This is a genomic window from Achromobacter sp. SD115, assembly GCF_017355315.1.
Classification (GTDB): Bacteria; Pseudomonadota; Gammaproteobacteria; order Burkholderiales; family Burkholderiaceae_B; genus Achromobacter; species Achromobacter xylosoxidans_B.
Window position 1 is genome coordinate 108,373 of the sequence record NZ_JADIJM010000014.1, and the last position, 26,468, is coordinate 134,840.

The following is a 26,468-nucleotide window of genomic DNA, read 5'->3' on the forward strand; positions in this document are numbered from 1 at the left end:
CCGTGAGTGCTCGAAAATCTATCTCGAAGAGCTTTGAAACGGCCAACGATGAAATCGCCGTTGCGGCGCATTATGCACCCTGCGCGTCGAAATGTGCGCGGCAGATCAAGCGGATGCCGGCCGATGCAGCCGGCCCGTCTGGCGCCTGAACGGGTGCTCCGCGATGAGAATCCTCTACACCAATTTCCATCGCGGCGATGGCGGCGGGCATACCACCTACGTGCTGTCGCTGGCGCGCGCGCTGCGCGACGCGCACGATATCGTCGTGGCGGCGCCGCCGGGAAGCCGCTTGTTCAAGGCGGCCTCGGCGATGCCTGGCGTGCGGGCCGAAGCACTGGATTTCCACGGAGGGATGTTGGCCGCGTGGCCCAACGCGCGCCGTCTGCGACAGCTGCTGCAGCAGGAGCGCTTCGATGTTGCGCACGTCAACGGTTCAGCCGACCATCGCCTGTGCATGCTGGCGGGCCTGGGGCTCGGGGCGGACAGCCCCGCGGTGGTGTACACGCAGCACAATGACCGGCCCGCCAACAGCATCGGCGCGATGCTGCGCGCGCGCATGGCGACGGACCGCGTCATCTGCGTGTGCGAGCACACGCGCCGCAGGCTGATGGGCAGCGCATTCGGGCGCTGCGGTTTGCGCACCGTGCGCAATGGCGTGGACGTGGAAAGGTTCAGGCCGCAGGCAGGGGACGCCGTGGCGCAGGCCCGGCGCCGCTGGCTGTCCGACGCGCATGCGGGCCGTCTGGTGGTCGGCAGCAACGCCGGCACCGCGGATTACAAGCGCTGGATGGACATGGTCGAGGCCGTGTCGTTGCTGCCGGCCGGCCAGCGCGAACGCATCGTCGTCATGATCGCAGGACAGCTACCTGATGAGCCGCAACGCCGGCGCGTGCGCGAACTGGGCATGGAAGATCAGGTGATCTTCGCGGGCTTGCTGGACGATGTCCGGTCGTTCGTGGCCGCGCTGGACCTGGGATTCGTGCTGTCCTCCGAGATGGAGACCATCTCGTTCGCCTGCCGGGAGATGATGGCCATGGGCGTGCCGGTCATCGTCAGCAATGCCGGCGGGCTGGCCGAGAACGTGCACGCGGGATTGGACGGCTGGGTGGTTCCGGCGCGGGCGCCGGAGGCCGTGGCGGATGTGCTGCGCGAGATCCTGGCGCAGCCGCAGCTGTTGGGGCCGATGGGGCGCGCGGCCCGGGAAAAGGCTGTGCGGGACTTCGCCTTGTCGCGTTTCGTGGCGGACACGCATGCGGTCTACCTGGAAGCGCTGGCGCAGGCCCAGCGTCCGTTGCGGCTGGCTTGAAAGGCAACGGCCGCTGACCAGGAAGCGTCAGACCATCGATTTTCCGCTGCGTCTGGCCGCGCGCATGTCCTGCCACAACGTCGCGCACAGCAGCGCCAGGATGAGGGCGGAAATGGCGGGCCACACCAGGAAGTAGAACGTCAACCACATGTCAGTCTCCTTGTCGTTTGAGGGGTGTTCAGCCTTGGGCTGGCTGGATGCCGGGCTGTCGGGCAGGCGCTGCCGGCATGGCTTCCTGCGCTTCCTGGAAGGACGTCACGCGCTCCGCGAGCAAGCTGAAATCGAAGCGTTGCTTGCTGAGCAGGCTCAGGCCGGCGCAGACCGTGGCGCTGACGCCATAGGCGGTCAGCGAGCCCATCAGGACGATGTACTCGCGCAAGGTGCCCACGAAAACGGGCAGCATGACGAGCATGCCCGCCGCGCCCACGGCGAGGGCCGCGGTGCGGCCGAAGAAGCCGAACGTCATGAGGCCCAGCACCACGCCACCGCCGATGGCCGAGCAGATTTCGAAGAACACAGCCACCGCCCCGGTGATGGGCAGCAGCTCGAAGCGCACGATGGTGAACAGGACCACGGCGCTGAGCACCGCGCAGACGAAGGCGCGGTTGTCGACGCGGTCCCAGTAGAAGCTGGCGATGACGGGAAAGACGATGGCGCCCCACAGCGCGCCGACGAACACCAGCATCACCAGGATGTCCAGGCGCAGGCTGGCGAAGATGACGCCTATCATTGTTGCGACGATCATGGTGCAGCGGCCCCACCACAGCATGCGGCGCGGATCGGGGCGGCCGCCGGCCAGGTTCTTGGCGTACACGTCGGTCATGACGATGGCCGACAGCGCGGCCAGATCGGAATCCGCGGTCGAGGACAGCGAGCCCACCACCAGCAGGAAGAACAGCGCGATGCCGAAGGGCGGCAGGTAGGTGGACGCCATCTGCGGGATGATGTTGTTCATGTCGCCGTTGGCGGGTTCCAGGCCGACGAAGAGCGCCAGCAGTCCCAGCATGCCCAGGCCGATCACGACGGCGCCGTAACCGGCGGTGGCGGTGAGGAAGGTGGGTTTGATCAGGTCTTCGCGCACCGCGAACAGGCGCTGGGCGATGGTCTGGTTGCCGATGGCGTAGGCCAGCACGGCCACGAAGTAGGGGGCGCCCTGTTCCAGGATGGCGCGGGTGGAATAGAAGTCCGCCTGGTCGGCGCTCAGGCGCCACATGTTTTCCGACAGCAGGTCGGGTCCGCCCGCATTGAAGAAGATGAGCGGAATGATGATGACCGCCGCGATGATCATGGCGGCCAGCTGCGCGAAGTCCGTCATTACCGAGGTGCGGAATCCCGACCACAGCGTGTAGGACAGCACGCCCAGGCCGGCGATGAGCACGCCCTGGATGAAGGTCAGCGGGCTCAGGATAGAGACCAGCGCGCCGGCCGCGGTGAAGTTCACCATCAGGCTGATGCAGCTGCCCACGATGTTGGAAACCGCCATGATCATCTGGCTGGAGGTGCCATGCCGCGCATGGATGACCTCGGCCAGCGTGTGGGCCTTGGGGGCTACCTGGCGGAAGCGTTTGCCGAAGGGATAGATGAAGAGAATCATCAGCGCGCCCCAGAAGCCGTAGTGCAGCGGGCCCGACAGGCCGTACTTGTAGCCCGAGGTGGCGCTGGCGTAGAACGATGCGGCCCAGATCCAGGTGGCGATCATGCTGGCGGTGGACAGGCCGAAACCGACCGCGTTGTTCGACACCATGTAGCCGTCCACGTTCTCATTCTTCTGGCTGATCAGCAGCGACATGAGGAACGTGGCGCCATAGAAGCCCACGAGCAGCAGGATGGCGGTGGTGCCGGATAGCTGAAAGAATTCTGTCTCTTGCATCGTCTTCGTCCTCTCTCCTTGACAGCGTGTTCATGACGGACAGTCATGGCTGCATGAAGGCCGTTTTTCGCGGGATGCGCAGGGCGGCAAACCCCGATGACGTAGCCGAAACACCAGGCGAGCGGCCGTAGGCGCGATCGCATGCCTGCCCGGCAAGGGCGCGACAAGCGCAGCCCTCGGACGGACAGCAAAAAGGCACACCGTATAGGTGTCTTGCTGCCGCATTGCGCAGAACGCTGGTTGTTTTAGACGTTGCCCGATGCGGCGAGCGATGGTCCTGCCTGGTAAGCAGGAAAAATTGTTCCGCAGCCTTTACAGCTGGGTTTGGGTGTTTCGGCGTTGCACGCCGGGCCGCTGTGCGCGGCCTTGTGATGGATGCTTCCAGGCGACGTGCATCGTCTGGCTGCATGCGTAATGAACTACAACAGCGGCCAAGTATAGGGACATACCCCGCTCTAGTCCAGCATGCGTTCATCAGGCGTACACGCGGCGCGAGTCATCGGGCCGCGCTATCGCGATTCGCATTGGCAAGCATCGCAACACTTAATTGGCCGTGGCGGGCGCGCTTCGATAAGGTGGCAGGGTTCACACAAGCGACCATGCCGGCGGCATGGTTGCGCGCAATACCAAGGCGAAACATGACAGACCGCGTATACATCAATGCCGTCGGCGCGGACGGCAAACCCCTATCCCTGCACGTGCGCGATGGCCGCATCCTGGCGCTGAGCAGCGAACTGCCCATCGCTGGCGCGGCGCAGGTGACCGACCTGCGCGGACACCTGGTGCTGCCAGGCTTTGTCGATGGCCATATCCACCTGGACAAGAGCTTCGTCGGCGACCGCTGGCGGCCGCACCGGCCCGCGGCCAGCCTGCGCGAACGGCTCGCCATCGAGAAGCAGGAACTGGCCGCCGCGCCGCCCATCGAGGGGCGCGCCGATGCGCTCATCGCGCAAGCCGCGGCGTTCGGCACGGTGGCGATGCGCTGCCACGTGGACGTCGACGCCACCACCGGATTGGGCAATCTGCAAGCCGTTATGGCGGCGCGCGAGAAGTGGCGCGGCATCGTCGATATCGAACTGGTGGCGTTTCCGCAGGCCGGTGTGATGTCCTGTCCCGGCACGCCGCAATGGCTGGAAGCAGCCGTGCGCGAAGGCGCCGAGGTCGTGGGCGGGATTGATCCTTCCACCCTGGACGGGGATGCAGAAGGGCAGCTCGATTGCGTGTTCGGCATCGCCGAAAGATTGGGCGCGAGGATAGACATCCATCTGCACGAGCCGGGCGAGCAGGGCGTAGAAGAGATTGCGAGGATCGCCGCGCGCACGCGGGCGCTGGGCCTTGCTGGCCGGGTCGCCATCAGTCATGCCTACGCATTGGGTGACGTCGGCCAGCGGGAGCTGGAGGACGTGGCGCGCAAGCTGGCCGACGCCGGCGTGGCGATCATGACGAATGCGCCGGGCGACCGGGCCTTCCCGCCCGTACTGGCGCTGCGCGCGGCCGGCGTGAGCGTCTTCACGGGCAACGACAACATCCAGGATAGCTGGTGGCCCTATGGCAATGGCGACATGCTGCAACGTGCGATGCTGATCGGCTACCGCTCGGGCTTTTATACGGACGGTGAGTTGCTGACGGCCTTGCATATGGCGTCGCACGCCGCGGCGGCGGTGCTGGGCCTGCAAGGCTACGGCCTGCAGGTGGGCAACGAGGCAAGCTTCGTGGCGCTGCCCGCTCCCAACGGCGCGGCCGCGGTCGCTGCCGTGCCGGCGCAGCGCTTCCTGTTCCGCAAGGGCGAACCCGTGGGCGAGGCTGCGCAGGCCTATGCCAACGTCAGGCCGGCGGCGTGACCAGTGCGGCGCGTTCCTCGCAGAAGTCCTTGAGCGCGCGCCGCAGCGCGTGGCCGGCGTCACTGAGCCGGCCACGCGCGTAGAGCGACAGTTGCAGGCCGCGAGGCGCGGGAAATCCTTCCTCGGGCGTGAGCAGCCGGTGTTCGTCCGTGGCGCAGGCGCAAGGCAGCAGACTGATCCCCAATCCCGCTGCGACCGCCGCGCTGAGGCTGGGCAGGCTGGGGCTGGAGAAGCGCACGTGCCAGGGCTTGCCGCTGGTCTCCAGCATGGCGGTCATTTCCTGCCGGTACAGCGCGCCAGACGGAAACGCCACCAGTGGCACGGCGGTATCGGGGGCGGGAGGCGGCGAACCGAGGGCGGTGATCCAGCACAGGGGCTCGGGCCAGTGCGCGTCGCAATCGGCATCGACTTCCCATTGCTTGACCAGCAACAGGTCCAATTCTCCATCGCGGTAGCGCCGCAGCAGCTCGTGGCTGAGTCCGCCTTCGATTTCCACGCGCAGCCGCGGATAGGCCGCTTCAACGGCGGCGAGGGTGGGCATCAGCGTCGCACCCATGAAGTCTTCGGGCGCGCCCAGGCGCAGCACCGCGCTGGCCTGCGCGGCGGCCACGCTTTCGCGCGCTTCGTCGGCCAGGCGCAGGATGCTGCGCGCATAGCCCAACAGGCGCTCGCCTTCCTCGGTGGGCAGGACATGGCGTTGCGTGCGGTCCAGCAGGCGGCAGCCCAGGTTCTCTTCCAGCCGGATGACGTGCTGGCTGACCGTGGATTGCGTCAGGTGCAGGAGTTCGCTGGCGCGGGTGAAGTTACCCGTGTCCACGACGGTGAGGAAACTGCGCAGCAGGACAGGATCTAGCATTGGAATGTCCACTCGAATCTATCAAGCCAATTAATTTCATAATACTTGGCCCGGACGCCATACTAGGCGTTTCGTGGGGCCATCAGCCGATCCGGCCGGCTCCAAGGCTGTTGATCTGGAGGAAGTACTCATGCCTATCTTTCGTGCCGGCCGCATCTGGCTGGCGGCATTCCTGTTGAGCGTGGGAGGCGCGGCCACGGCTGCGGGTCCGGACTCCGCGCTGCTGACCGCGGCGGGCAATGGCGACGCCGCCCGCGTCAAGCAGCTGCTGGGGCAGGGCGCCGCCGTGGAGACGCGAGATGCGGACGGCAATACGCCGCTGCTGCGCGCGACCCAGGGCAACCATGTCGATGCCGCCCGCGCCTTGATCGAAGCCGGCGCCAACGTCAACGCGCAGAACTCGATCCGCGACAGCGCCTATCTGCTGGCCGGCGCCCGCGGCTTGCGCGAGATCCTGGCGCTGACGCTGGCGCACGGGGCAGACCTGAAAAGCACCAATCGCTACGGCGGCACAGCCCTCATTCCCGCGTGCGAACGCGGTCACGTCGAGGTGGTGGACATGCTGCTGCGCGCGGGCGTGGACGCGGACCATGTGAACAATCTGGGCTGGACCGGTTTGCTGGAAGCCGTGATCCTGGGCGATGGCGGCGCGCGCCACCAGGCGATCGTCAAGCTTTTGATCGAAGCCGGCGCCGACGTCAACCTGGCCGACGGCAAGGGCGTGACGCCGCTGCGCCATGCTCGCGAGCGCGGGCAGACCGAGGTTGTGCGTCTGCTGGAGGCTGCGGGAGCGAAGGGCTGAGGCGCTTGCGCCGGGCAAAAAAAACGGGGCTTGAAAGCCCCGTTCTTCATGCCGCGGACGGCAGGCTGGATCAGAAGCCCTCGCGCGGCACGTGCACGCGGCCTTCCATCAGCACGCGGGCGCTGCGGCTCATGATGGCCTTGGTGACCTTCCATTCGCCGTCCACAAGCTGGGCTTCGGCGCCGACGCGCAAGGTGCCGGACGGATGGCCGAAGCAGACGTTGTCGCGTTCGCCGCCGCCCGCGGCCTGATTGACCAGCGTGCCGGGCACGGCCGCGGCGGTGGCGATGGCGACGGACGCGGTGCCCATCATGGCGTGGTGCAGCTTGCCCATGGAGAGCGCGCGCACCAGCACGTCGATGTCGCCCGCGCCGATCTGCTTGCCGCTGGAGGACACATATTCCTTGGGGGGCGCCACGAAGGCGACCTTGGGCGTGTGCTGGCGGCTGGCGGCTTCTTCGAGCTTCTTGATCAGGCCCATGCGCAGCGCGCCGTGGGCGCGGATGGTCTCGAAGCGGGCCAACGCGGCGGCGTCGCCGTTGATGTCGTCCTGCAGTTCCGTGCCGCGGTAGCCCAGGGCTTCGGCGTCCAGGAAGATGGTGGGGATGCCGGAGTTGATCATGGTGGCCTTGAAGGTGCCGATGCCGGGCACTTCCAGGTCGTCCACCAGGTTTCCTGTCGGGAACATGGAGCCGCCATCGCCTTCCTCGGCCGGGTCCATGAATTCCAGTTGCAGTTCGGCGGCGGGGAAGGTCACGCCGTCCAGTTCGAAGTCGCCGGTTTCCTGTACGGCGCCGCCGGCCATGGGCACGTGGGCGACGATGGTCTTCTGGATGTTGGCCTGCCAGATGCGAACGACGGCGATGCCGTCCTGCGGTACGCGGGCCGGGTCGACCAGGCCGTTGGTGATGGCGAACGGCCCCACGGCGGCCGACAGGTTGCCGCAGTTGCCGCTCCAGTCCACGAAGGGCTGGTCGATCGAGACCTGGCCGAACAGGTAGTCCACGTCATGCTCCGGGCGCGTGCTCTTGCCGACGATGACGGTTTTGCTGGTGCTGGAGGTGGCGGCGCCCATGCCGTCGATCTGCTTGCCGTAGGGATCGGGGCTGCCGATGACGCGCATCAGCAGCGCGTCGCGCGCGGCGCCGGGCGCGCGCGCGGACTCGGGCAGGTCGTCGAGCTTGAAGAACACGCCTTTGCTGGTGCCGCCGCGCATGTAGGTGGCGGCTATCTTGGTCTGGGGAGCATGGGTCATGGAGCGGTCCTGATGATGGGTGTGAGGCGGCGGGCGTTGCGGCGCCCGCCTGGCCGATGACGGATCAGCCGGCCTTCCTGTCGGCGCCGGAGGCTTCCAGGAAGTCCTGGGCGAAGCGTTGCAGCACGCCGCCGGCTTCGTAGATCGAGACTTCCTCGGCGGTGTCCAGGCGGCAGGTCACCGCGACCTGGACGGTTTCGCCGTTGCGGCGGTGGATCACCAGCGTCAGGTCGGCGCGCGGCTTGCGCTCGCCGATGACGTCATAGCTTTCGGTGCCGTCCAGGCCCAGCGTCTTGCGGTTCACGCCCGGCTTGAATTCCAGCGGCAGCACGCCCATGCCGATCAGGTTGGTGCGGTGGATGCGTTCGAAGCCTTCAGCCACGATGGCTTCCACGCCGGCCAGGCGCACGCCCTTGGCGGCCCAGTCGCGCGACGAGCCCTGGCCGTAGTCGGCGCCGGCCACGATGATCAGAGGCTGCTTGCGGTCCATGTAGGTTTCGATGGCTTCCCACATGCGCATGACCTTGCCCTCGGGCTCCACACGGGCCAGCGAGCCCTGTTTCACCGTACCGTCTTCGTTCTTCACCATTTCGTTGAAGAGCTTGGGGTTGGCGAAGGTGGCGCGCTGCGCGGTGAGGTGGTCGCCGCGGTGGGTGGCGTAGGAGTTGAAGTCCTCTTCGGGCAAGCCCATCTTGTCGAGGTATTCGCCGGCGGCGCTGTCCAGCAGGATGGCGTTGGACGGCGACAGGTGGTCGGTGGTGATGTTGTCGCCCAGGACCGCCAGCGGCAGCATGCCGCGCAGCGTGCGCTCGCCGGCCAGCGCGCCTTCCCAGTAGGGCGGGCGGCGGATGTAGGTGCTCTGTGCGCGCCACGCGTACAGCGGGCTGACGCCGGCCTTGCGGTCGTCCTGGATGCCGAACATGGGGGCGTAGACCTTGCGGAACTGCTCGGGCTTGACCGCGGCCTTGACCACGGCGTCGATCTCTTCGTCGCTGGGCCAGATGTCCTTCAGGCGGATCTCGCGGCCGCTGGCATCCGTGCCCAGCACGTCGCGTTCGATATCGAAGCGGATGGTGCCGGCGATGGCATAGGCCACCACCAGCGGCGGGGAGGCCAGGAAGGCCTGTTTGGCATAGGGGTGAATGCGGCCGTCGAAGTTGCGGTTGCCGGACAGCACGGCGGTGGCGTAGAGGTCGCGGTCGATGATTTCCTGCTGGATCACGGGGTCCAGCGCGCCCGACATGCCGTTGCAAGTGGTACAGGCGAAGGCGACGACGCCGAAGCCCAGCTTTTCCAGGTCAGCGGTCAGGCCGGCTTCGTCCAGGTACAGCGACACGGCCTTGGATCCCGGCGCGAGCGAGCTCTTGACCCAGGGCTTGCGGGCCAGGCCGGCGCGGTTGGCGTTGCGCGCCAGCAGGCCGGCGGCAATGACGTTGCGCGGATTGCTGGTGTTGGTACAGCTGGTGATGGCGGCGATGATCACGGCGCCGTCGGGCATCAGGCCCGGTTCGTTTTCCACCACGCCGGAGATGCCGCGTTCGGCCAGGTCGCTGACCGGCAGGCGGCGATGCGGATTGGACGGGCCGGCCAGCGTGCGTACCACGCTGGACAGGTCGAAGCGCAGCACGCGTTCGTACTCGGCATTCTTCAGGCTGTCGGACCACAGGCCCGCAGTCTTGGCGTAGTTCTCGACCAGGGCGATCTGCTCGTCCTCGCGGCCGGTCAGGCGCAGGTAGTCGATGGTCTGCTGGTCGATCGAGAACATCGCGGCCGTGGCGCCATACTCGGGCGCCATGTTCGAGATGGTGGCTCGGTCGCCCAGCGTGAGGCTGGCGGCGCCCGCGCCGTAGAACTCCAGGTAGGCGCCCACGACCTTCTCCTTGCGCAGGAATTCGGTCAGGGTCAGCACGATGTCGGTGGCGGTGATGCCGGGCTGGGCGCGGCCGGTCAGCTCCACGCCAATGATGTCGGGCAGGCGCATCCACGAGGCGCGGCCCAGCATGACGTTTTCGGCTTCCAGGCCGCCCACGCCAATGGCGATCACGCCCAGCGCGTCCACGTGCGGCGTATGGCTGTCGGTGCCGACCAAGGTATCGGGGAAGGCCACGCCGTCCTGCGTGTAGATGACGGGCGACATGCGCTCCAGATTGATCTGGTGCATGATGCCGTTGCCCGGGGGCACGACCTCGATGTTGCGGAAGGCCTGCTTGGTCCAGTCGATGAAATGGAAGCGGTCTTCGTTGCGGCGGTCTTCCACGGCGCGGTTCTTGGCGAAGGCGTCGGGATCGTTGCCGCCGTATTCCACGGCCAGCGAGTGGTCGACGATCAGTTGCACCGGCACCACCGGGTTGACCTTGGCGGGGTCGCCGCCCTTGTCGGCAATGGCGTCGCGCAGGCCGGCCAGGTCCACCAGCGCGGTCTGGCCCAGGATGTCGTGACAGACTACGCGCGCCGGGAACCAGGGGAAGTCCAGGTCGCGGCGGCGCTCGATCAGCTGCTTCAGCGAGTCCGTCAGCATGGCCGGATCGCAGCGGCGCACCAGGTTTTCCGCCAGCACGCGCGAGGTGTAGGGCAGGCGGTCATAGGCCCCGGGCGAAATCGCCTCGACGGCGGCGCGGGTGTCGAAGTAGTCCAGGCGGGTGCCGGGCAGGGGCTTGCGGTAGTTTTGGTTCATGCCTCGGTGCGCTGCAGGTTGCCCTGCGCGATCTGCTGTTCGATGTTGATACGGGATGCGCGGATGTGGCGGCGCATCAGGATTTCAGCCAACTCGCCATCGCCGTCGGCGATGGCGTCCAGAATGCGGTGGTGTTCGGCGTAAGCCTGCCGTGGGCGGTTGGGCGTTGTCGAATACTGGATGCGGTACATGCGCGCCAGTTGGTAGAGCTCGTCGCAGAGCATGCGGAACAGCATCTGGTTGCCGCTGCCCTTGACGATACGGTAGTGGAAATCGTAGTCGCCTTCCTGCTGGTAATAACCCAGTCCGGCCTGGAAGGCCTCGTCGCGCTCGTGCGCTTCCAGCACGGCGCGCAGCTCGGCGATTTCGGAGGGCGGCATGCGTTCGGCGGCCAGGCGGCAGGCCATGCCTTCCAGCGATTCGCGGATTTCGTAGAGTTCGGACAGTTCCTGCTGCGACAGCGACACGACGCGGGCGCCGGCGTGCGGCACGCGCACCAGCAGCTTCTGGCCTTCCAGCCGGTGCAGGGCTTCGCGCAGCGGGCCGCGGCTGACGCCATGGATGCGGGCCAGCTCGGGCTCGGAAATCTTGCTGCCGGGGGCGATTTCACCTTTGACGATGGCGGACTGGATCTTGCGGAAGATGTGTTCCGCAAGCGTCTCGTGGTCGCCGGGGGCGGCGCCTGGCAGGGTCAGCACCTTGCTCATTGTGTTGACAATCTTTCCGGTTTTAGAGAAAACGGTCAGAAAAAAACGCCGTATGGCGCTGGATTGTCAACAATTTACCCTGATGCCCACCTGGGCGCAAGCCCGGTTGCCGGGGGCGGCAACCGGACGGAAGGGGCGCCTAGCGCTTGTGATGCACCTCCTGCAATCCATAGACCTGCACCGGCACGCCCGCCTGCCGAGCTTTCAGCTGCAGCGACAGGTACTGCGAGTAATGCCGCGACTGGTGCAGGTTGCCGCCGTGGAACCACAAGGCCTGCTGCTGGGTGGGCTTCCACATATTGCGCTGTTCGCCTTCCCAGGGGCCGGGATCCTTGGTGGTGTCCGAACCCAGGCCCCAGCACTTGCCGACCTTGTCGGCGACGTCGCGGCTGATCAGGTCCGCGGCCCAGCCGTTCATCGAACCGTAGCCGGTGGCGTAGACCACCAGGTCCGCGGGCAGCTTGACGCCGGATTTCAGCACCACGGCGTCGCGGGTCAGGTGGCTGACATCGGTACGCGATTGCAGCTTGATGCTGCCGTCGATGATCAGGTCGCAGGCGCCCACGTCGATGTAGTAGCCGGAGCCGCGCCGCAGGTACTTCATGAACAAGCCCGATCCATCGTCGCCCCAGTCCAGCATGAAGCCGGCCTCGTCCAGCTTGGCGTAGAACCCGGCGTCGCGCTCGCGCATCTGCTCGTAGAGCGGGATCTGGAACTGCGCCATGATCTTGTAGGGCAGCGAGGCGAAGGTCAGGTCGGCCTTGCGCGTGGTCATGCCGTTGGCCAGCGCCTGTTCGGAATACAGGCCGCCCAGGCCGATGTCCATCAGCGTCTCGGAACGCACGATGTGGCTGGACGAGCGCTGCACCATGGTGACGTTGGCGCCGCCTTCCCACAGCGCCGCGCAGATGTCGTGGGCGGAGTTGTTGGCGCCGATCACGACCACGTTCTTGCCGCGGTAGGCGTCGGGGCCGGGGTGCTGCGAGGAATGCTGCTGCTCACCCTGGAATTCGTCCTGGCCGGGGAAGCTGGGGATATTGGGCTTGCCGGACATGCCGGTGGCCAGCACCAGCTGCTTGGGCCGCAGCGTTACGGGCTTGCCCTCGCGCAGCACCGTGACCTCCCATTCCTGTTTCTGCTCGTCGTAGCGCGCCGATTGGCAGACGGTGGAGGTCCAGTAGTTCAGCTCCATGATCCGGGTGTACATCTCCAGCCAGTCGCCGATCTTGTCCTTGGGCGCGAAGACCGGCCAGTTTTCGGGGAAGGGGATGTAAGGCAGGTGGTCGTACCAGACCGGATCGTGCAGGCACAGGGACTTGTAGCGCTTTCTCCAACTGTCGCCGGCGCGTTCGTTCTTTTCGATGATGATGGTCGGCACGTCCAGCTGGCGCAGGCGCGCGCCCAGTGCGATGCCGCCCTGGCCGCCGCCGATGATGAGCACATAGGGCTGGGCCTGGTAGCCGAGTTCGGCGGCTTCCTGTTCGCGTTTTTCCAGCCAGGTCTGGCGGCTGCGGCTGCTGCCGTGTTCGGCGCCCTTGGGCCGCCGCAGGCCGCTGGGCTCCTCGTGTCCCTTGAGTTCTGACATGGTGGTCAGCAGGGTCCAGATCTTGCCGTCCTGTACGCGGATGTGGCCGTAGCCGCGGGCGCGGTTGGTCTCGATCTCGATCCAGCCTTGCAACAGGCCGGCCTCTTGCGACACCGCCTCTTTCGGGTCCAGGCTGAAGCGCACCGGTTCCACCTGCGCCAGCTGGTGTCGCAGCATGTCGCGTATCTGCTCGTGTCCTTCGAGCGTGCGCAGGTTCCAGGTGAACAGCACCAGGTCGCGCCAGTAGCAGTCGTCCTGGAACAGCGCGGCGACGCCATCGATGTCCTTGTTGCCCAGCGCCGCGTTCAGGCGCGCGAGCACGGCGTCCAGGGCGGCGCCGGCTTGATCGGTCTGCATGTCTAGTCTCCTTGCCCGTGGCGGGCGTCGTTGTCGTGGCGGACCGGGGCATGGTCCGCTGGCGGCCCCGGCCTGTGCCGGCCGGTGGGCGTCGATAACGATCAAGCAATCGGCGTGCCACCCTTGCCGCCCAGGAGAGCGGGGCGGCAGGCCGTGGCGCCGCGCCACACCTGTGGCGTTGGGGTGTGGCGCCTCAGGAGCGCGAGGCCAGGCCGTGGCGCCGCATCTGGCGATGCACGGTGGAACGGTCCACGCCCAGGCGCCGCGCGGCTTCCGAGACGTTGCCGCCGCAGCTGGCCAGCATGGCGCGCAAGGTGGCCTCTGCCGGGTTGGCAGCGGTTGTTGCCGGCGCCGGCGCGTCGGGCAGGTCGGCGGGCTCGATCACGCCGTTCTCGCACAGCGCGGCGGCGACCGCGATGGCGTTGGCGAGTTCGCGGATGTTGCCGGGCCAGGCATGCGCCTTCAGCGCCATCAGCGCGGCGGGCGCCAGCACGGGGGCGCCGGATTCATCCTGGTGGCGCGCCAGCAAGCGGGCAATCAGCCATTCCAGGTCGGCGCGTTCGCGCAGCGGCGGCACGGTCAGCGTTGCGGCATTGATGCGGTAATAGAGGTCTTCGCGGAAGCGCCCCTCGCGCACCAGCGCGGTCAGGTCGCGGTGTGAGGCCGACACCAGGCAGAGGCGCACGGCGCGCGGCGCGTTGGCGCCGATGGGCGTGACCTCGGATTCGGCCAGCACGCGCAAGAGGCGGCTTTGCAGCGCCAGCGGCATGTCGCCGATTTCGTCCAGGAACAGCGTGCCGCCGTCGGATTCCTCGATCAAGCCCTTGCGGCCCTTGGCCGCCGCGCCGGTGTAGGCTCCCGGCAGATAGCCGAACAACTCGCTTTCAATGAGTGATTCCGGGATTGCCGCGCAGTTCACGGCGACGAAGCGCCCGGCGCGCTGGCTGCCGTCGTGGATGGCGCGGGCCAGGTACTCCTTGCCGACGCCGGTTTCGCCTTGCAGCAGAAGCGGCAGGCCCTGCCGGGCCAGCTTGGCGGCGCGCGTCAGCATGGCCGCCATGCGGGCGTCGCCGCCGTCCAGGCCGCGCAGCGCGGACGGCGCGCCGTGCACCGCCACGCTGGCGCCGCGCGCAGGCCGGTTGGGTTCGATGGCGTGCGCGAACAGCGCATTGCCGTCGCGGGCCACGATCAGGCGCTGTTGCGGCGCATGGGCGCGGGTGTAGCGCGGCAGGTCGTCCAGCTGCACATCGAAGAAACGGGTGACGGGTTGGCCGATCAGGCTGGCGGGATTGCGCCAGTCCAGGCCGGCGGCGCGCGCCAGCAGCTTGGCGCCGGTATGCGTCATGCCCAGGATGCGGCCGGAGCCGTCCAGCGAGATCGCGGCCTCCGGATCCACGTCCAGGAATTCAGGCGAGCGCGCGAAGCGCAGCACCCATTCATTGCTGGTGCGCGCCATCAGGTTGGCCATTTCGATGCGGCGCGTGGTGCCGGTGACCAGATGCAGCGCGAGGTTCTGGCTGGCTTTCAGGATGGGGGAGCTGAGCAGCGAAATATCCAGCACGGCCGCCAGCTCGCCGTCGGCGCTGTAGATCGGCGCGGCGGTGCAGGACAGCGGCGTGTGGGTGTTGTCGAAGTGGTCGGTCTGGTGGATGGTGAGGGCTTCGCCGCTTTCCAGGCAGGCGCCCACGGCGCAGGTGCCGGCGCGTTGTTCAGACCATTCCGACCCCAGATAAAGCCCGGCCTTGCGCAGGCTGGCGGTCTGCTGCGCATCGCCCAGGAACTCGACGGTGACGCCCTGGCGGTCGGCCAGCAGTAGCACGTAGTTCTGGCCGGCGACCTGGCGGAACAGATGGTCCAGGCCGGATCGCGCAATGGCGATCAGCGCTTCGGACTGCTGGCGGTGTTCGCGCAGCCTGCCGTCCGGCACGATATAGGCTTCGCAGGCCTGGGCGGGATCCAGCCGGTACTGGTCCAGGCAGCGCAGCCAGCTGCTGACCACGTGCGCGTCGCGCTGCGTGGGCCGGCCCTGGCCGACCTGTTCGATCTCGCGGATATGGGCGGAGTGCAGGGATTCCTGACTAGGCATGTCGTCTCCATGTTGCGCCCGATCTGCGCCGGATCAACGGCCAGCATGCACAGAGGACGACACGCCTGTAAATGCTGGTTATCCAGCATCGGGACGAAAGGGGACGCTACAGGTCTACCTTGACCTTGCCGGCCTGCACCAGCCCCGCCACGTCGCGTATTTCGGCCAGCAACGCCTGTTGCAACTGCGCAGGCGTGCCGCCGGTGGGCTGGAAGCCCTGTTCGCCCAGTTTGGCGCGCACGGTCTCGGTCTGCAACGCGCGGTTGATGCCCTGGTTCAGCGCGGCGATGGCGGCCTCCGGCGTGCCGGCGGCGCAATAGGTGCCGAACTGGATCTGCGCGGAGAAACCGGGATAGCCGCTTTCAGCCACCGTCGGAATGTCCGGATACTTGGGCAGGCGCTCCGCGCTGGTCACGGCCAGCACGCGCAGGCGTCCGCCTTGCAGATATGGTTCAACGGCGGCGACGGTGGCGACCACCACCTGGATCTGTCCGCCCAGCAGGTCCGTCATCATCGGGCCTGTGCCGCGGTAGGGCACGTGCAGCATGTCCATGCCGCAGGCGGCCTGCAGCAGTTCGGTCGCCAGGTGCTGCGGCGTGGCGTTGCCAGGGGAGCCGAAGGTCAGCCCCTTGGGTTCGCGCTTGGCCTGGGCGACGAGTTCGCCCAGCGTCTTGGCGGGCAGGTCGGCGTTGACCGCCACCATGTAGGGCGAACGCGCGATGGGGCAGACGGGCGCCAGCTGCTTGAGCACGTCCTCGGGCGGCCGGGCGTAGTAACGCACCGAAGGCACCAATCCGGCGAACAGCAGCACGCTGCCGTCCTTGGCGCCGTTGGCGGTGTAGTCGGCGCCCAGCATGCCGCTGGCGCCAGGCTTGTTTTCGACTACCACGGGCCGGTCGAGCGCGCCTTCCAGCGTGGCCGCGATCACCCGGCCCAGCACGTCGGTGCCGCCGCCCGGCGGGAAGGGCACGATGACGCGCAAGGGGGCTTCACGCGCGCTGGCGGCGCTGCCAACCGCGGCAGCCAGCGGCGTGAGAGCCAGGGCCGCCATGTTCTTCAGGATGGTTCTGCGATTCATGTTGTTTGTCTCCGTATCCACTCTACGCGGGCTGACGGCCGGCCGTCTCTAAATCAAGGACGGTGCGCCGGCCTCCGCCAGAAAAAATCCACGCAGCGCCGTCGCCACGATGGCGGGCTCCTCCACCGGCAGCATGTGCCGCTGGCCCGGCACCACCTGCGCGCGGGCGTGCGGCAGGGCCTCGGCCAGTTCCAGCGTCATGCGCGGGGTCGAGCCGACGTCCAGCTCGCCCGTCAGCACCAGGGCGGGGCAGGCGATCCCAGGCGCGGCCTGCGCCAATATCGGGTCGCCCTGCGCGAACACGCGGTATGCAGCCAGGAAGCTGGCGCGGTCGTTGTCCAGCAGGCGCTGGCCGATGCAGGTCACGCGTTCTGGACGCGCGGCCTGGAACGCGGGCGTGAACCAGCGTTGCAGCGAGACCTGGGCGGCGGCTGCGGGATCCTGCGTCGCCGCCGCGTCCAGCCGCGCCAGCACCGCGCGCGTTTCGTCCGCGCTGCGCCGGAACACCGTGCTCAGCAGGGCCAGCCGCGTGACGCGCTGCGGGCGGGCGGCGGCGTAGGCACCCGCGATCAGGCCGCCCATGGAGTAACCGAGGAGATTGGCGCTTTGCCAGCCGGCGCGATCCAGTTCCGCGTCCAGCTGCGCGATGAAATCCTGCACCGTCACGCTGGCGTCGATGGCGGGGGCGTGGCCGTGACCCAGCATGTCATAGCGCAGCACCTCGAAATCAGGTTCGAGCAGCGGCGCCAGGTCGTCCCACAGCGTGTGGTCCAGTCCGACGCCATGCAGCAGCACCAGCGGCTCGCCGCGTCCAGTACGCCGAGAATGCGCGCTCATTTGGCCTGGGCCTCGCGCTCCAGTTCCTGCAGGTCGGAGTAGCGGTTGCCGATGCGGTGATGCGGACGCCCGGAGGTGGCCGCGCCCAGGGCGATCACGATCTCGTCAGGCGCGGGCGCGTCGTTGATGGTGGTCTGCACCGTCAGGTAGTGCGAACGCAGGCCTTCGTCGAGCTTGTGCATCAGCGGCACGGTGATCACGCAGCCGGGGCCGCCGCGCATATTGGTGAAGCTCAGATAGCTGGTGCCGCCGACCGCGCCGCGATAGGCGTTGCCGAAGCGCAAGGTGTGGATCAGCGCCGACGCGTGTTCCACTTCGCCGGCCGTGCCCACCACCGCGGCCTTGCCATAGGCTTCCACCTGGTCGGCAGAGCCGGCCTGGCGCAGGATTTCCGCGACCAGCAACTCGCCCAGGGGCGGCGCCGCTTCCAGGATCTTGGGCCGCAGGTCTTCCTGGAATGGCTGGCCGGCCCAGGGATTGCGGATCACGGCCGCGGCGATGACCATCACCAGCGGGCGCTCGGCCGCGCGGCCGCCTTCAATCAGGGTTTTTTCCACATAGCTGACTACCTTGCGCACTTGCAAAGACATAACCGCTGCTCCAATGCCTGTAGGAATGAAAGACGTGGCCATTGTTCGCGGCGGAGCAGAGTTTTGACAATCCAAATTAACTCAAGTTAATTTCGGAAAATCCGAATTTTCAGATCCCTTGAATCCATGTCTGCGCCCTTGAAGATCCAACATCTGCGCCAGTTCCTGCTGGCGGCCGACCACGGCAGCTTTCGCTTGGCGGCCGAAGGCACTTTCCGTTCGCAGGCGGCGGTGTCGGCGGCCATGCAGGACCTGGAGCAGCAGTTGGGCGCGCCGCTGTTCGAACCCGGCAGGCGCGCCCAGCTCACGCCCCTGGGTATCGCGGTGGCACCGCTGTTTCGCGAATTGCTGTCCACCCACGATCGGGTGCTGGACGCGGCGCGCCAGTTCGGCCTGGGCAGCCAGGGGCCGGTGTCGCTGGCGGTGATGCCGTCGCTGGCCGACGAATGGTTGCCGCGCCTGTTGGAGCGCTATGCGCGCAGCCACCCCGCGATCCGCATCCGCGCCATCGACGAATCCTCGCAGGACGTGCACCGGCTGGTGCTGAGCGGCGAAGTACAGGTAGGGGTGGCGGGACAGGTGCCGCGCACTGCCGAGGTGGCTTTCGCGCCGGTGGCGCGCGACGCCTTCGGCCTGGTGTGCCGCAAGAGCCATCCGCTGGCGCGGCGGCGCGGCCCCGTGCCCTGGGCGGCGCTGGCGGGCGAGCGCCTGATAGGCAACGCCACCTTCGACACGCTGAGGAACCAGCAGTTGGGCGGGGCCATCGAGGATCCCTTCATGGTGGTGTCGAACCGGGCATCGCTGCTGGCCAGCGTGGTCAGCGGCCTGGGCGTGACCGTGCTGCCGGTGCTGGCGCGGCCGGCCGCCGCGACTGGCCTGGCCTTCGTGCCGCTGGCCGAACCCACGGTGGAGCGCATCGTTGGCGTGCTGACCCGCAAGGAAGAGACGCTGCTGCCGTCGGTGGCGGCCATGCACGCGCTGGCCTTGCGTTCATTGGTGCAGTTCACGCGCCGCAAGGGCGCGATCCTGGTGTAGCGGGGCCTCAGACGCCGCAGGCGTAGATCATGAACTGGCGGAACGCCTCGGCGGGCTTGGCCAGCCGCGCTTGCGGATGCCATAGAAGCCCGGCCTCCATGGGCGGGACGGCGTCGGTGATGGGCACGGCCTCGATCTTGCGGCCTTCCAGCGACCAGGGGCGGTAGACCATGTCCGACAGCATGGTGACGCCAAAGCCGTGTGCGACCAGCCCGCGCAGCGCCTCCATCGAGCGGGTGCGGAACGCAATGTCGGGCTGCAGGCCGTGGGCGCGCCAATAGGCCAGCGCGGAGCGTTCGCCTTCGTCCATCTCCAGCAGGATGTAGGGATAGCCGGCAATGTCGGCCAGCGACGGCGCCGAGGCTTGCGCCAAGGGGTGACCGGACGCGGTCCATAACTGGCGCCGCGAGCGCACCAGCACTTGGTGTCCGAAGCGCTCGCGCTTCTCGACGTTGGACAGCAGCGCCACGCCCAGCTCGACCTCGCCGCTGGCTACGGCGGCTTCGATCTCGGGCCGGTCCAGGTCGACCAGGTCCAGCTCTACGTCGGGATAGCGCCGCCGGAAGCGCGCCAGCAGGTCGGGCAGGAAGTAGCCCAGCACCGTGTAGGACGCCGCGATGCGCACCGCGCCGCGCAATGCGTAGCGCTGGAAGCCGGGTTCACGCAAGGCGTCGTCCAGGGAGTCGAGCACTTCGCGCGCGCGCTGATGGAAGTTATGCCCTTCGGGCGTCAGCGTGACGCCGTGGGGATGGCGGTCGAACAGCCGCACGCCCAACCGCGCCTCCAGCGCCAGAACGGCGTTGGTGACGGCGGACTGCGAGACATGCTCGTCGGCGGCGGCCATGGAAAACCGGCCGGTCCGGGCGGCCGCGGCAAAGTACCGCAGCTGGCGCAGGGTGACGTCATTAGCCATGTGTTTATCGAATACCTGATACCTGAATATATGAATATACGATAGCCAGCCTGCTTCCTACACTGCGGCAAAACACTAAGAACCGCAACGCAGGAGACAAGCGTGAACGCCCCACAACCCGCAGGCGCGGCCGATACCCATGGCCTGACGCTGGACGATAAGTACACCCGCACCCAAGGGCGCATCTACCTGAGCGGCACCCAGGCCCTGGTGCGGCTGCCGTTGTTGCAGAAGCAGCGCGACCAGCAGGCCGGCCTGAATACCGGCGGCTACATCTCGGGCTATCGCGGCTCGCCGCTGGGAGGCCTGGACCAGGCGTTGTGGAAGGCCAAGCGCCACCTGCAGGCCAACGACGTGGTGTTCCAGCCCGGCGTGAACGAGGACCTGGCCGCCACGGCAGTGTGGGGCTCGCAGCAGTTGAACCTGTTCCCGGGCGCGGCGCGCGATGGCGTGTTCGGCATGTGGTACGGCAAGGGACCAGGCGTGGACCGGTCGGTGGACGTGCTCAAGCACGCCAATTCCGCCGGCAGTTCGAAGCATGGCGGCGTGTTGATGCTGGCGGGCGACGACCATGCCGCCAAGTCCTCGTCGGTGGCGCACCAGTCCGAGCACGTGCTGATCGCCAGCGGCATACCGGTGCTGTATCCGTCCAATGTGCAGGAATACCTGGATTACGGCCTGCACGGCTGGGCCATGAGCCGCTACACCGGGCTGTGGGTGGCCATGAAATGCGTGACCGACGTGGTGGAGTCCAGCGCCTCGGTGGAAGTGGATCCGGATCGCGTGCGGATCGTGCTGCCAGACGACGCCCTGCCCGAAGGCGGCCTGAACATCCGCTGGCCCGACACGCCGCTGGCGCAGGAGGCGCGCCTGCTGGACCACAAGTGGTATGCGGCGCTGGCCTATGTGCGCGCCAACAAGCTCAACCGCGTGGTGCTGGATTCGCCCCAGGCGCACTTCGGCATCATGACCGCCGGCAAGGCCTATCTGGACGTGCGCCAGGCGCTCAACGACCTGGGCCTGGACGAGGCCGCCTGTCGCGAGGCCGGCATCCGCGTGCTGAAGGTGGGCTGCATCTGGCCGCTGGATGCGCAGGACGCGCGCGAGTTTGCCACTGGCCTGAAAGAGATCCTGGTGGTGGAGGAAAAGCGCCAGATACTGGAATACGCGCTGAAGGAAGAGCTTTACAACTGGCGCGACGACGTGCGGCCGCGTGTCTACGGCAAGTTCGACGAGCGCGACAACGGCGGCGGCGAGTGGTCCACGCCGCGCGGCGGCTGGCTGCTGCCGGCGCGCCACGAACTGTCGCCGGCGCTGATCGCCCGCGCCATCGCCGCGCGTCTGGAAAAGGCCGACCTGTCGGACGCGCTGCGGGCGCGCATTGCGGCGCGGTTGGCAGTCATTGACGCCAAGGAGCGCGAAGCCGCCCGGCCCACTCTGGTGGAAGAGCGCAAGCCCTGGTTCTGTTCGGGCTGTCCGCACAACACGTCCACCCGCGTGCCGGAAGGCTCGCGCGCGGTGGCCGGCATCGGCTGCCATTACATGGCGATGTGGATGGACCGCAAGACCGACACCTTCAGCCAGATGGGCGGTGAGGGCGTTGCCTGGCTGGGCCAGAAGGACTTCACGTCCGAGCGCCACATTTTCGCCAACCTGGGCGACGGCACTTATTTTCATTCGGGGCTGCTGGCGATACGCGCCGCGGTGGCCGCGCGCGCCAGCATCACCTACAAGATCCTCTACAACGACGCGGTCGCGATGACAGGCGGCCAGCCGGTGGATGGCGTGCTGACCGTGCCGCAGATCGCCGCGCAGATGCAGGCGGAAGGCGTGGTCAAGACCGTGGTGGTGAGCGACGAACCGGAAAAATATGCCGGTGCCGCCACGTTGCCACAGGGCGTGGACGTGCACCACCGCAAGGCGCTCGACGAGGTGCAGCGCGCGTTGCGCGACATCGAAGGCACGACGGTACTGATCTACGACCAGACCTGCGCCACCGAGAAACGCCGCCGCCGCAAGCGCGGCGACTATCCCGACCCGCCGCGCCGCGCCTTCATCAATGACGCGGTCTGCGAAGGCTGCGGCGATTGTTCGGTGCAATCCAACTGCCTGTCCGTGGAGCCGCTGGAAACGCCGCTGGGCACCAAGCGCCGCATCAACCAATCGTCCTGCAACAAGGACTTCTCCTGCGTCGAGGGCTTCTGTCCCAGCTTCGTCACCGCGGAAGGCGCGACCCTGCGCAAGCCGGGCGCGGGCAAGACGTCCCCGACACTGCCCGCACCGCCGCAACCCGCCTTGGCGGAAATCCCCCCGCTAGGGGCCTATCGCGTGGTGATCGCGGGCGTGGGCGGTACCGGCGTCGTGACCATAGGCGCGCTGCTGGGTGCCGCCGCGCATCTCGAAGGCAAAGGCGTGACGGTGCTGGACATGGCCGGGCTGGCGCAGAAGGGCGGCGCCGTGCTCAGCCACGTGCAACTGGCCCATCGTCCCGCGGACCTGCACGCCACGCGCGTGGCGTTGGGCGAGGCCGATCTGGTCATCGGCTGCGACGCGCTGGTGTCGGCGTCGCCGGAAGTACTGTCGCGCTTGCGGCCGGACCATGGCCGCGCCGTGGTGAACAGCAGCGCCGCGCCTACCGCCGCCTTCCTGTCGCAGCCCAGCTGGCGCTTTCCTGGCGCGCAGGCCGAAGCCGCGCTGGCGCGCAGTACGGGCGGAAACTGCGATTTCATCGAGGCCGGGCCGCTGGCCGAGGCCTTGCTTGGCGACACCCTCTACGCCAATCCTCTGCTGCTGGGCTATGCCTGGCAGCAGGGAGGGCTGCCGCTGTCACTGGACAGCCTGCGGCGCGCGATCGAGCTGAACGGCGTCTCGGTCGACAAGAACCTGGCGGCCTTCGAATTGGGCCGGCAGGCCGCGCACCGCGGCGCCGATGCGCTCAGGCCGGCGCCGCGGGCGCAGGTGGTCGCGCTGCCGGAGTCGCTGGACGGCCAGATCCAGCGGCTGGCGCAACACGTGCGCGCCTACCAGGATGAGGCCTACGCCGCGCGCTTCCTGGCAGCGGTGGCGGCGGTGCGCGCGCGCGAGGCCTTGCTGCCGGACCCGCAACGCTTCGAGGTGACACAGGCGGTCGCGCGCAATCTCGCCAAGCTCATGACCTACAAGGACGAATACGAGGTGGCGCGCCTGTACGTGGACCCGGCCTTCAAGGCCCGGCTGCGCGAGCAATTCGAAGGCGAGCCGGGCCGCGCCTATCGCCTGCGCTATCACCTGGCGCCGCCGGCGCTCGCGCGGCGCGACCCGCGGGGGCGGCTGCAGAAGCGCACATATGGCCCATGGATGGCGCTGGCGTTCCGCGCGCTGGCGCCGATGAAGCGGCTGCGCGGCACCTGGCTGGACGTATTCGGCCAGACCGCCGAACGCCGCATGGAACGCCAACTGGCCGCCGACTACCTGGCGCTGGCCGAGGAGTTCTCACGCACGCTGGACGCGGCCAATCGCGCCACGGCGCTGGAACTGGCCGCGCTACCGGATACGATCCGCGGCTATGGCCACGTCAAGGAGCAGAACGTCGAACGGGCGCGCGCGCAGCAAGGCGTGTTGTGGGAGCGCTACCGGGAGCGGGCGCGGGAAACGCTGGCGGCCTGAGACGCGCTCAGCGTCAAGCCGCGTTCTCCAGCAGCACGCAATTACGCCCGTTCAGCTTGGCCTTGTACAGCAGTTCGTCGGCGCGGCGGGACAGGTTCTCCAGAGCCGCCGTGTCGCCGCTGCGAGCATGGGCGACGCCGAAGCTGGCGGTCATGCTGAAGCGGGCTGTGGCGCCGGCGCTGATCTGCGTGCGCGCGATGTTCAGGCGCATGCGTTCGGCCACGTCCCGGACGGGTTCGGGACGGCGGCTGCGGCACAGCGCCGCGAACTCTTCGCCGCCCACGCGCGCAACCACGTCGGATTGCCGGAAGGTGCTGCGGCATAGTTCCGCCACGGTCTTGAGCGCCTCGTCGCCCGTGGCGTGGCCGTGCGTGTCGTTGATGGATTTGAAGTGGTCGAGGTCGAACAGGATGAAGGCCAGGCCGTCGCCATCGTCGTGGCGCATGTCGTCCAGCGCGGCTTCCAGGCGCTTTTCGAAAGCGCGGCGGTTCAGCAGGCCGGTGAGGAAATCCGTTTCGGCCATGATGGCGAGGTCTTGGATCAGGCGGTCGCGTTCCAGCTCCAGCTTGCGCACGGCGGCAGCATTGTCGTTGAGCACATCCAAGGCCTTGAACATGCTGTTCACTTCGCCGCGGTACTGGTTCGCGGGGATGGCCGGCACTTCGCCGCCTTTGGCGATGGCGCCGATGATGTTGGTGGCACGGACAAAGGGCCGGATGACGCGCTTGCGGAACATGGCCAGCCCGAGTATCAGGGCGGCGGTGAGCATCGCCGCGGCCGCCAAGGTGGTCAGCAGGACGCGGATCGCGGCCTGGCGGTTTTCGCCGATGCGCCGCTCAACGTCGTTGAGCATGAGATCGCGGAACCGGACAATGGACTTCATCTGCGGCACGTAATTCGCACCCAGCTCGTACATGGACACGAGCGTATCCTCAGGGGCCCGCTCGGCAATGGCGCGCACGCTGTCGATGTAGTTCATGCCTTCGCCGAAGTACTGCTGCTGCAATTCGCGGTAGGCGGGCGAGGCGGCGTGCCGCGGCATGCTGGCGATGTTGGCCTCGATCAGCGCGCGCAGTTCGTCGACGCGGCCGATCACGCGTTCGATCCTGAGCTGGTCGCTGGCGGTGAGCGTGCGGCGTTTGCTCAGGGCCGGTGCGAAGGTGGATCCCAGCAGTCCGGCCTGCTCGCGCAGTTCGCCGGCGAGCAGCGCCAAGGACAGCAGGTCGAAGTCTTCGCCCTGGTTTCTGGCAACCAGGCCGATGCCGTCGGACATGGCGGCACGCAGCTCGGGCACCAGCGCCACCATGTCTCCGACCACCGTCCACAGGTTGTAGCCGGAGACGTTGGCGCGGGGCGCGGCGATCGCCGCGTCGGCGCTGGCGCGGGCGTTCAGCAGGGATTCGCGGATGCGCTGGATGTTGGTGAATTCGCGGGCGCCGTTGGGATTGAGCGGCGCGCGGTACAGGGCAAGCAGGTCGGCGATCTGTGCATTGGTGCGCTGACGCGCTTGGTCCAGCGCGTGCAGGATGTGTTCGGGGACCGGCAGGTCGGAGCCCAGCGCCGAGTTCATGGGGCCGCGTTCAGCGGAGACCGCTTCCATCGTCATGAGGGTCGTGCGGACCACGATGAAGCCTTGCATGGCATCGTCGGTGGCGGCCAGGGAACGCCAGTTTTGCTGCACCACGATCACGGTCAGCATGGAGACCGGCAGCGCCACGCCTGCAGCCAGTGTCAGGAAATACCTTTCAAGGGATTTGAGAGCAAAGACATTGCGGAACATGCGTAAACATCGGCTCGGAACAATGACTGGTGGCCGGAGGTTACTTGAAATGGGCCACGGACAGCATGGTTTTCCCGCCATAGTCCGACGGGCCGAAGTTTGTATCGTATTAAGTCGCAAAGTCTCATTTTCGAGCGCATTGCATCACTCTATTGCGAGTGCTTTCATCGCCTGCGCCGCCTTGGGCGGCGGGCAGGTCACGGTGGCGCGACGGGCAACTTTTCGAGCGCGTCCTTGAAGTCCGGATACTCCTTCAGGAACTCCAGGCTGCGCCCGAACCGCTTCAGCAGCCGGTCGTCCACCGTCAGGTTGAGCACGGTCGCGCCGTCCCACAACCTGGGGCGCTTTTTCACATGGATCAGCACCTTGTCGGTGAACTCGCGATAGGAGTCGTGCGGCTGGCATTGTTCATAGTCGGTGGCGATGCGTTGCGCCAACCCGGCTTCCAGGCCGGCCTGGCGGGCCTTCTCTTGCAGCCATGAGGCCGGCAGCGTTTGCAGGCTGCCGTCCCGGTAGCCGCCGCCGACGTCGGAATGGGCGCCGATGAACCAGCGTTGTTCGACCGGCCTTTCCGGCGGCCGCGGCTCGGAATTGGCCAGGCGCGTCCACAGGGTTGGCGAGTACGGTTCGCGGAATTCGTTGGTGGCGATGGCGTGATAGGCGTGATGGACGTGGTTGCTCAGTTCGGTGTCGTGGAAGTTGTAGAACTTCGAAAAACCGGGAAAGGGAATGCCGCCCACCGGTATGCCCAGGCTGCCGACCGTGTCCCAGACGCCGACGAAATGCACGTCGGTCTCGCGCGAGAAGTTCACGCGGAACGACGAGGCCTCCAGCGAAGTGGGGATGCAGTCGTCGCGGTAAAGCGCATAGGCTTCGGCCACGTTGTTGTCGGAAGGATCGTTCAGCAGGCCGCATTTACGCACCATGCCGGCCAGGCTGCGGGCGGAATAGGCGCCGCGGCTGAATCCGAAGAGGAAGATGTGATCGCGCGCTTCATGACGCTGGCAAAGCCAGCGGTAGCCCGCGCGGATGTTGGCCGATAGCCCCGCGCCAAAGGCGCCGCCCGCGAACTTGTCGATGGCGGCCCACAAGCCCTGGCCTTGCGTGCCCACGCCTTCGATATAGAACGTTTCCTGCGTGGAGGTCTCGGGCGCCGCTTTGTAGAGTTCGTAGACGTTGGTGCGGTCGTTGGGTTCGTTCCAGGTCCCGTCGAAGAATACGGCTAGATTCTTCACCATGATGGTTCTCCAC

Annotated in this window: 19 protein-coding genes; 5 read left to right on the forward strand and 14 right to left on the reverse strand. The window is 67.4% G+C overall.

Annotation, left to right across the window (positions count from 1 at the left end):
* The first annotated feature begins 163 nt into the window (after positions 1 to 163).
* Positions 164 to 1,306 (forward strand): glycosyltransferase, encoded by a 1,143-nt coding sequence (locus IPU70_RS19965; RefSeq protein ID WP_207469622.1) that lies wholly within the window; start codon positions 164 to 166, stop codon positions 1,304 to 1,306.
* A gap of 27 nt (positions 1,307 to 1,333) precedes the next feature.
* Here IPU70_RS19965 and IPU70_RS32830 read toward each other — a convergent pair whose 3' ends face one another.
* On the reverse strand, positions 1,334 to 1,456 hold the full coding sequence (locus tag IPU70_RS32830) for a putative transporter small subunit (protein ID WP_242702601.1): 123 nt from the start codon (positions 1,454 to 1,456) through the stop codon (positions 1,334 to 1,336).
* Between the two features lie 28 nt (positions 1,457 to 1,484).
* The gene (locus tag IPU70_RS19970) at positions 1,485 to 3,176 is read right to left on the reverse strand and encodes a sodium:solute symporter family protein (protein WP_207469623.1); all 1,692 of its coding nucleotides are present in this window, start codon (positions 3,174 to 3,176) and stop codon (positions 1,485 to 1,487) included.
* A 638-nt stretch (positions 3,177 to 3,814) separates the two neighbouring features.
* Between IPU70_RS19970 and IPU70_RS19975 the strand changes: the two genes are divergently transcribed.
* Positions 3,815 to 5,017, forward strand: coding sequence for an amidohydrolase family protein (locus tag IPU70_RS19975; RefSeq protein WP_207469624.1), 1,203 nt, complete (start codon positions 3,815 to 3,817; stop codon positions 5,015 to 5,017).
* Here IPU70_RS19975 and IPU70_RS19980 read toward each other — a convergent pair.
* Positions 5,001 to 5,873 carry a LysR family transcriptional regulator gene (locus IPU70_RS19980; RefSeq protein WP_207469626.1) on the reverse strand — a complete coding sequence of 291 codons (873 nt, stop codon included), beginning with the start codon at positions 5,871 to 5,873 and terminating at the stop codon, positions 5,001 to 5,003. The genes IPU70_RS19975 and IPU70_RS19980 overlap by 17 nt on opposite strands.
* A gap of 130 nt (positions 5,874 to 6,003) precedes the next feature.
* On the opposite strand from IPU70_RS19980, the gene IPU70_RS19985 reads away from it, so the two are divergent.
* Entirely contained in the window at positions 6,004 to 6,675 is a 672-nt protein-coding gene (locus IPU70_RS19985) for an ankyrin repeat domain-containing protein (RefSeq protein WP_207469627.1), read from the forward strand.
* A 70-nt stretch (positions 6,676 to 6,745) separates the two neighbouring features.
* Here IPU70_RS19985 and prpF read toward each other — a convergent pair whose 3' ends face one another.
* The 8 genes from prpF to IPU70_RS20025 all read right to left on the reverse strand — a co-directional run bounded on the left by prpF (position 6,746) and on the right by IPU70_RS20025 (position 17,844).
* Positions 6,746 to 7,930: a 2-methylaconitate cis-trans isomerase PrpF gene (gene prpF, locus IPU70_RS19990; RefSeq protein ID WP_207469629.1), complete on the reverse strand. Its 1,185-nt coding sequence runs from the start codon at positions 7,928 to 7,930 to the stop codon at positions 6,746 to 6,748.
* 64 nt (positions 7,931 to 7,994) lie between these two features.
* Entirely contained in the window at positions 7,995 to 10,604 is a 2,610-nt protein-coding gene (gene acnD / locus IPU70_RS19995) for a Fe/S-dependent 2-methylisocitrate dehydratase AcnD (RefSeq protein WP_207469631.1), read from the reverse strand.
* Positions 10,601 to 11,311, reverse strand: coding sequence for a GntR family transcriptional regulator (locus IPU70_RS20000; RefSeq protein ID WP_013396329.1), 711 nt, complete (start codon positions 11,309 to 11,311; stop codon positions 10,601 to 10,603). The genes acnD and IPU70_RS20000 overlap by 4 nt, the downstream gene beginning before the upstream one ends.
* Before the next feature lie 139 nt (positions 11,312 to 11,450).
* On the reverse strand, positions 11,451 to 13,253 hold the full coding sequence (locus tag IPU70_RS20005; RefSeq protein ID WP_207469634.1) for an NAD(P)/FAD-dependent oxidoreductase: 1,803 nt from the start codon (positions 13,251 to 13,253) through the stop codon (positions 11,451 to 11,453).
* A gap of 193 nt (positions 13,254 to 13,446) precedes the next feature.
* Positions 13,447 to 15,339 carry a sigma-54-dependent Fis family transcriptional regulator gene (locus IPU70_RS20010; RefSeq protein ID WP_207469635.1) on the reverse strand — a complete coding sequence of 631 codons (1,893 nt, stop codon included), beginning with the start codon at positions 15,337 to 15,339 and terminating at the stop codon, positions 13,447 to 13,449.
* Between the two features lie 106 nt (positions 15,340 to 15,445).
* Positions 15,446 to 16,417, reverse strand: coding sequence for a tripartite tricarboxylate transporter substrate binding protein (locus tag IPU70_RS20015; protein WP_207469637.1), 972 nt, complete (start codon positions 16,415 to 16,417; stop codon positions 15,446 to 15,448).
* 48 nt (positions 16,418 to 16,465) lie between these two features.
* Positions 16,466 to 17,254 (reverse strand): alpha/beta fold hydrolase, encoded by a 789-nt coding sequence (locus IPU70_RS20020; protein ID WP_207469640.1) that lies wholly within the window; start codon positions 17,252 to 17,254, stop codon positions 16,466 to 16,468.
* On the reverse strand, positions 17,251 to 17,844 hold the full coding sequence (locus tag IPU70_RS20025) for an amino acid synthesis family protein (RefSeq protein WP_054452076.1): 594 nt from the start codon (positions 17,842 to 17,844) through the stop codon (positions 17,251 to 17,253). The genes IPU70_RS20020 and IPU70_RS20025 overlap by 4 nt, the downstream gene beginning before the upstream one ends.
* Before the next feature lie 138 nt (positions 17,845 to 17,982).
* On the opposite strand from IPU70_RS20025, the gene IPU70_RS20030 reads away from it, so the two are divergent.
* The gene (locus tag IPU70_RS20030) at positions 17,983 to 18,879 is read left to right on the forward strand and encodes a LysR family transcriptional regulator (protein WP_242702602.1); all 897 of its coding nucleotides are present in this window, start codon (positions 17,983 to 17,985) and stop codon (positions 18,877 to 18,879) included.
* A 7-nt stretch (positions 18,880 to 18,886) separates the two neighbouring features.
* Here the strand turns inward: IPU70_RS20030 and IPU70_RS20035 are convergent, their stop codons facing one another.
* Positions 18,887 to 19,792, reverse strand: a complete 906-nt coding sequence (locus tag IPU70_RS20035) for a LysR substrate-binding domain-containing protein (RefSeq protein WP_207469644.1) — start codon at positions 19,790 to 19,792, stop codon at positions 18,887 to 18,889.
* A 102-nt stretch (positions 19,793 to 19,894) separates the two neighbouring features.
* On the opposite strand from IPU70_RS20035, the gene IPU70_RS20040 reads away from it, so the two are divergent.
* A complete protein-coding gene (locus tag IPU70_RS20040) occupies positions 19,895 to 23,437 on the forward strand; it encodes an indolepyruvate ferredoxin oxidoreductase family protein (protein WP_207469646.1) in 3,543 nt (1,180 codons plus the stop codon).
* A gap of 13 nt (positions 23,438 to 23,450) precedes the next feature.
* Here IPU70_RS20040 and IPU70_RS20045 read toward each other — a convergent pair whose 3' ends face one another.
* Positions 23,451 to 25,217 carry a diguanylate cyclase gene (locus IPU70_RS20045; protein ID WP_207469647.1) on the reverse strand — a complete coding sequence of 589 codons (1,767 nt, stop codon included), beginning with the start codon at positions 25,215 to 25,217 and terminating at the stop codon, positions 23,451 to 23,453.
* Between the two features lie 197 nt (positions 25,218 to 25,414).
* Complete coding sequence (locus tag IPU70_RS20050; protein ID WP_207469648.1) at positions 25,415 to 26,455, reverse strand: DUF2235 domain-containing protein; 1,041 nt, start codon at positions 26,453 to 26,455, stop codon at positions 25,415 to 25,417.
* Positions 26,456 to 26,468 lie beyond the last annotated feature (13 nt).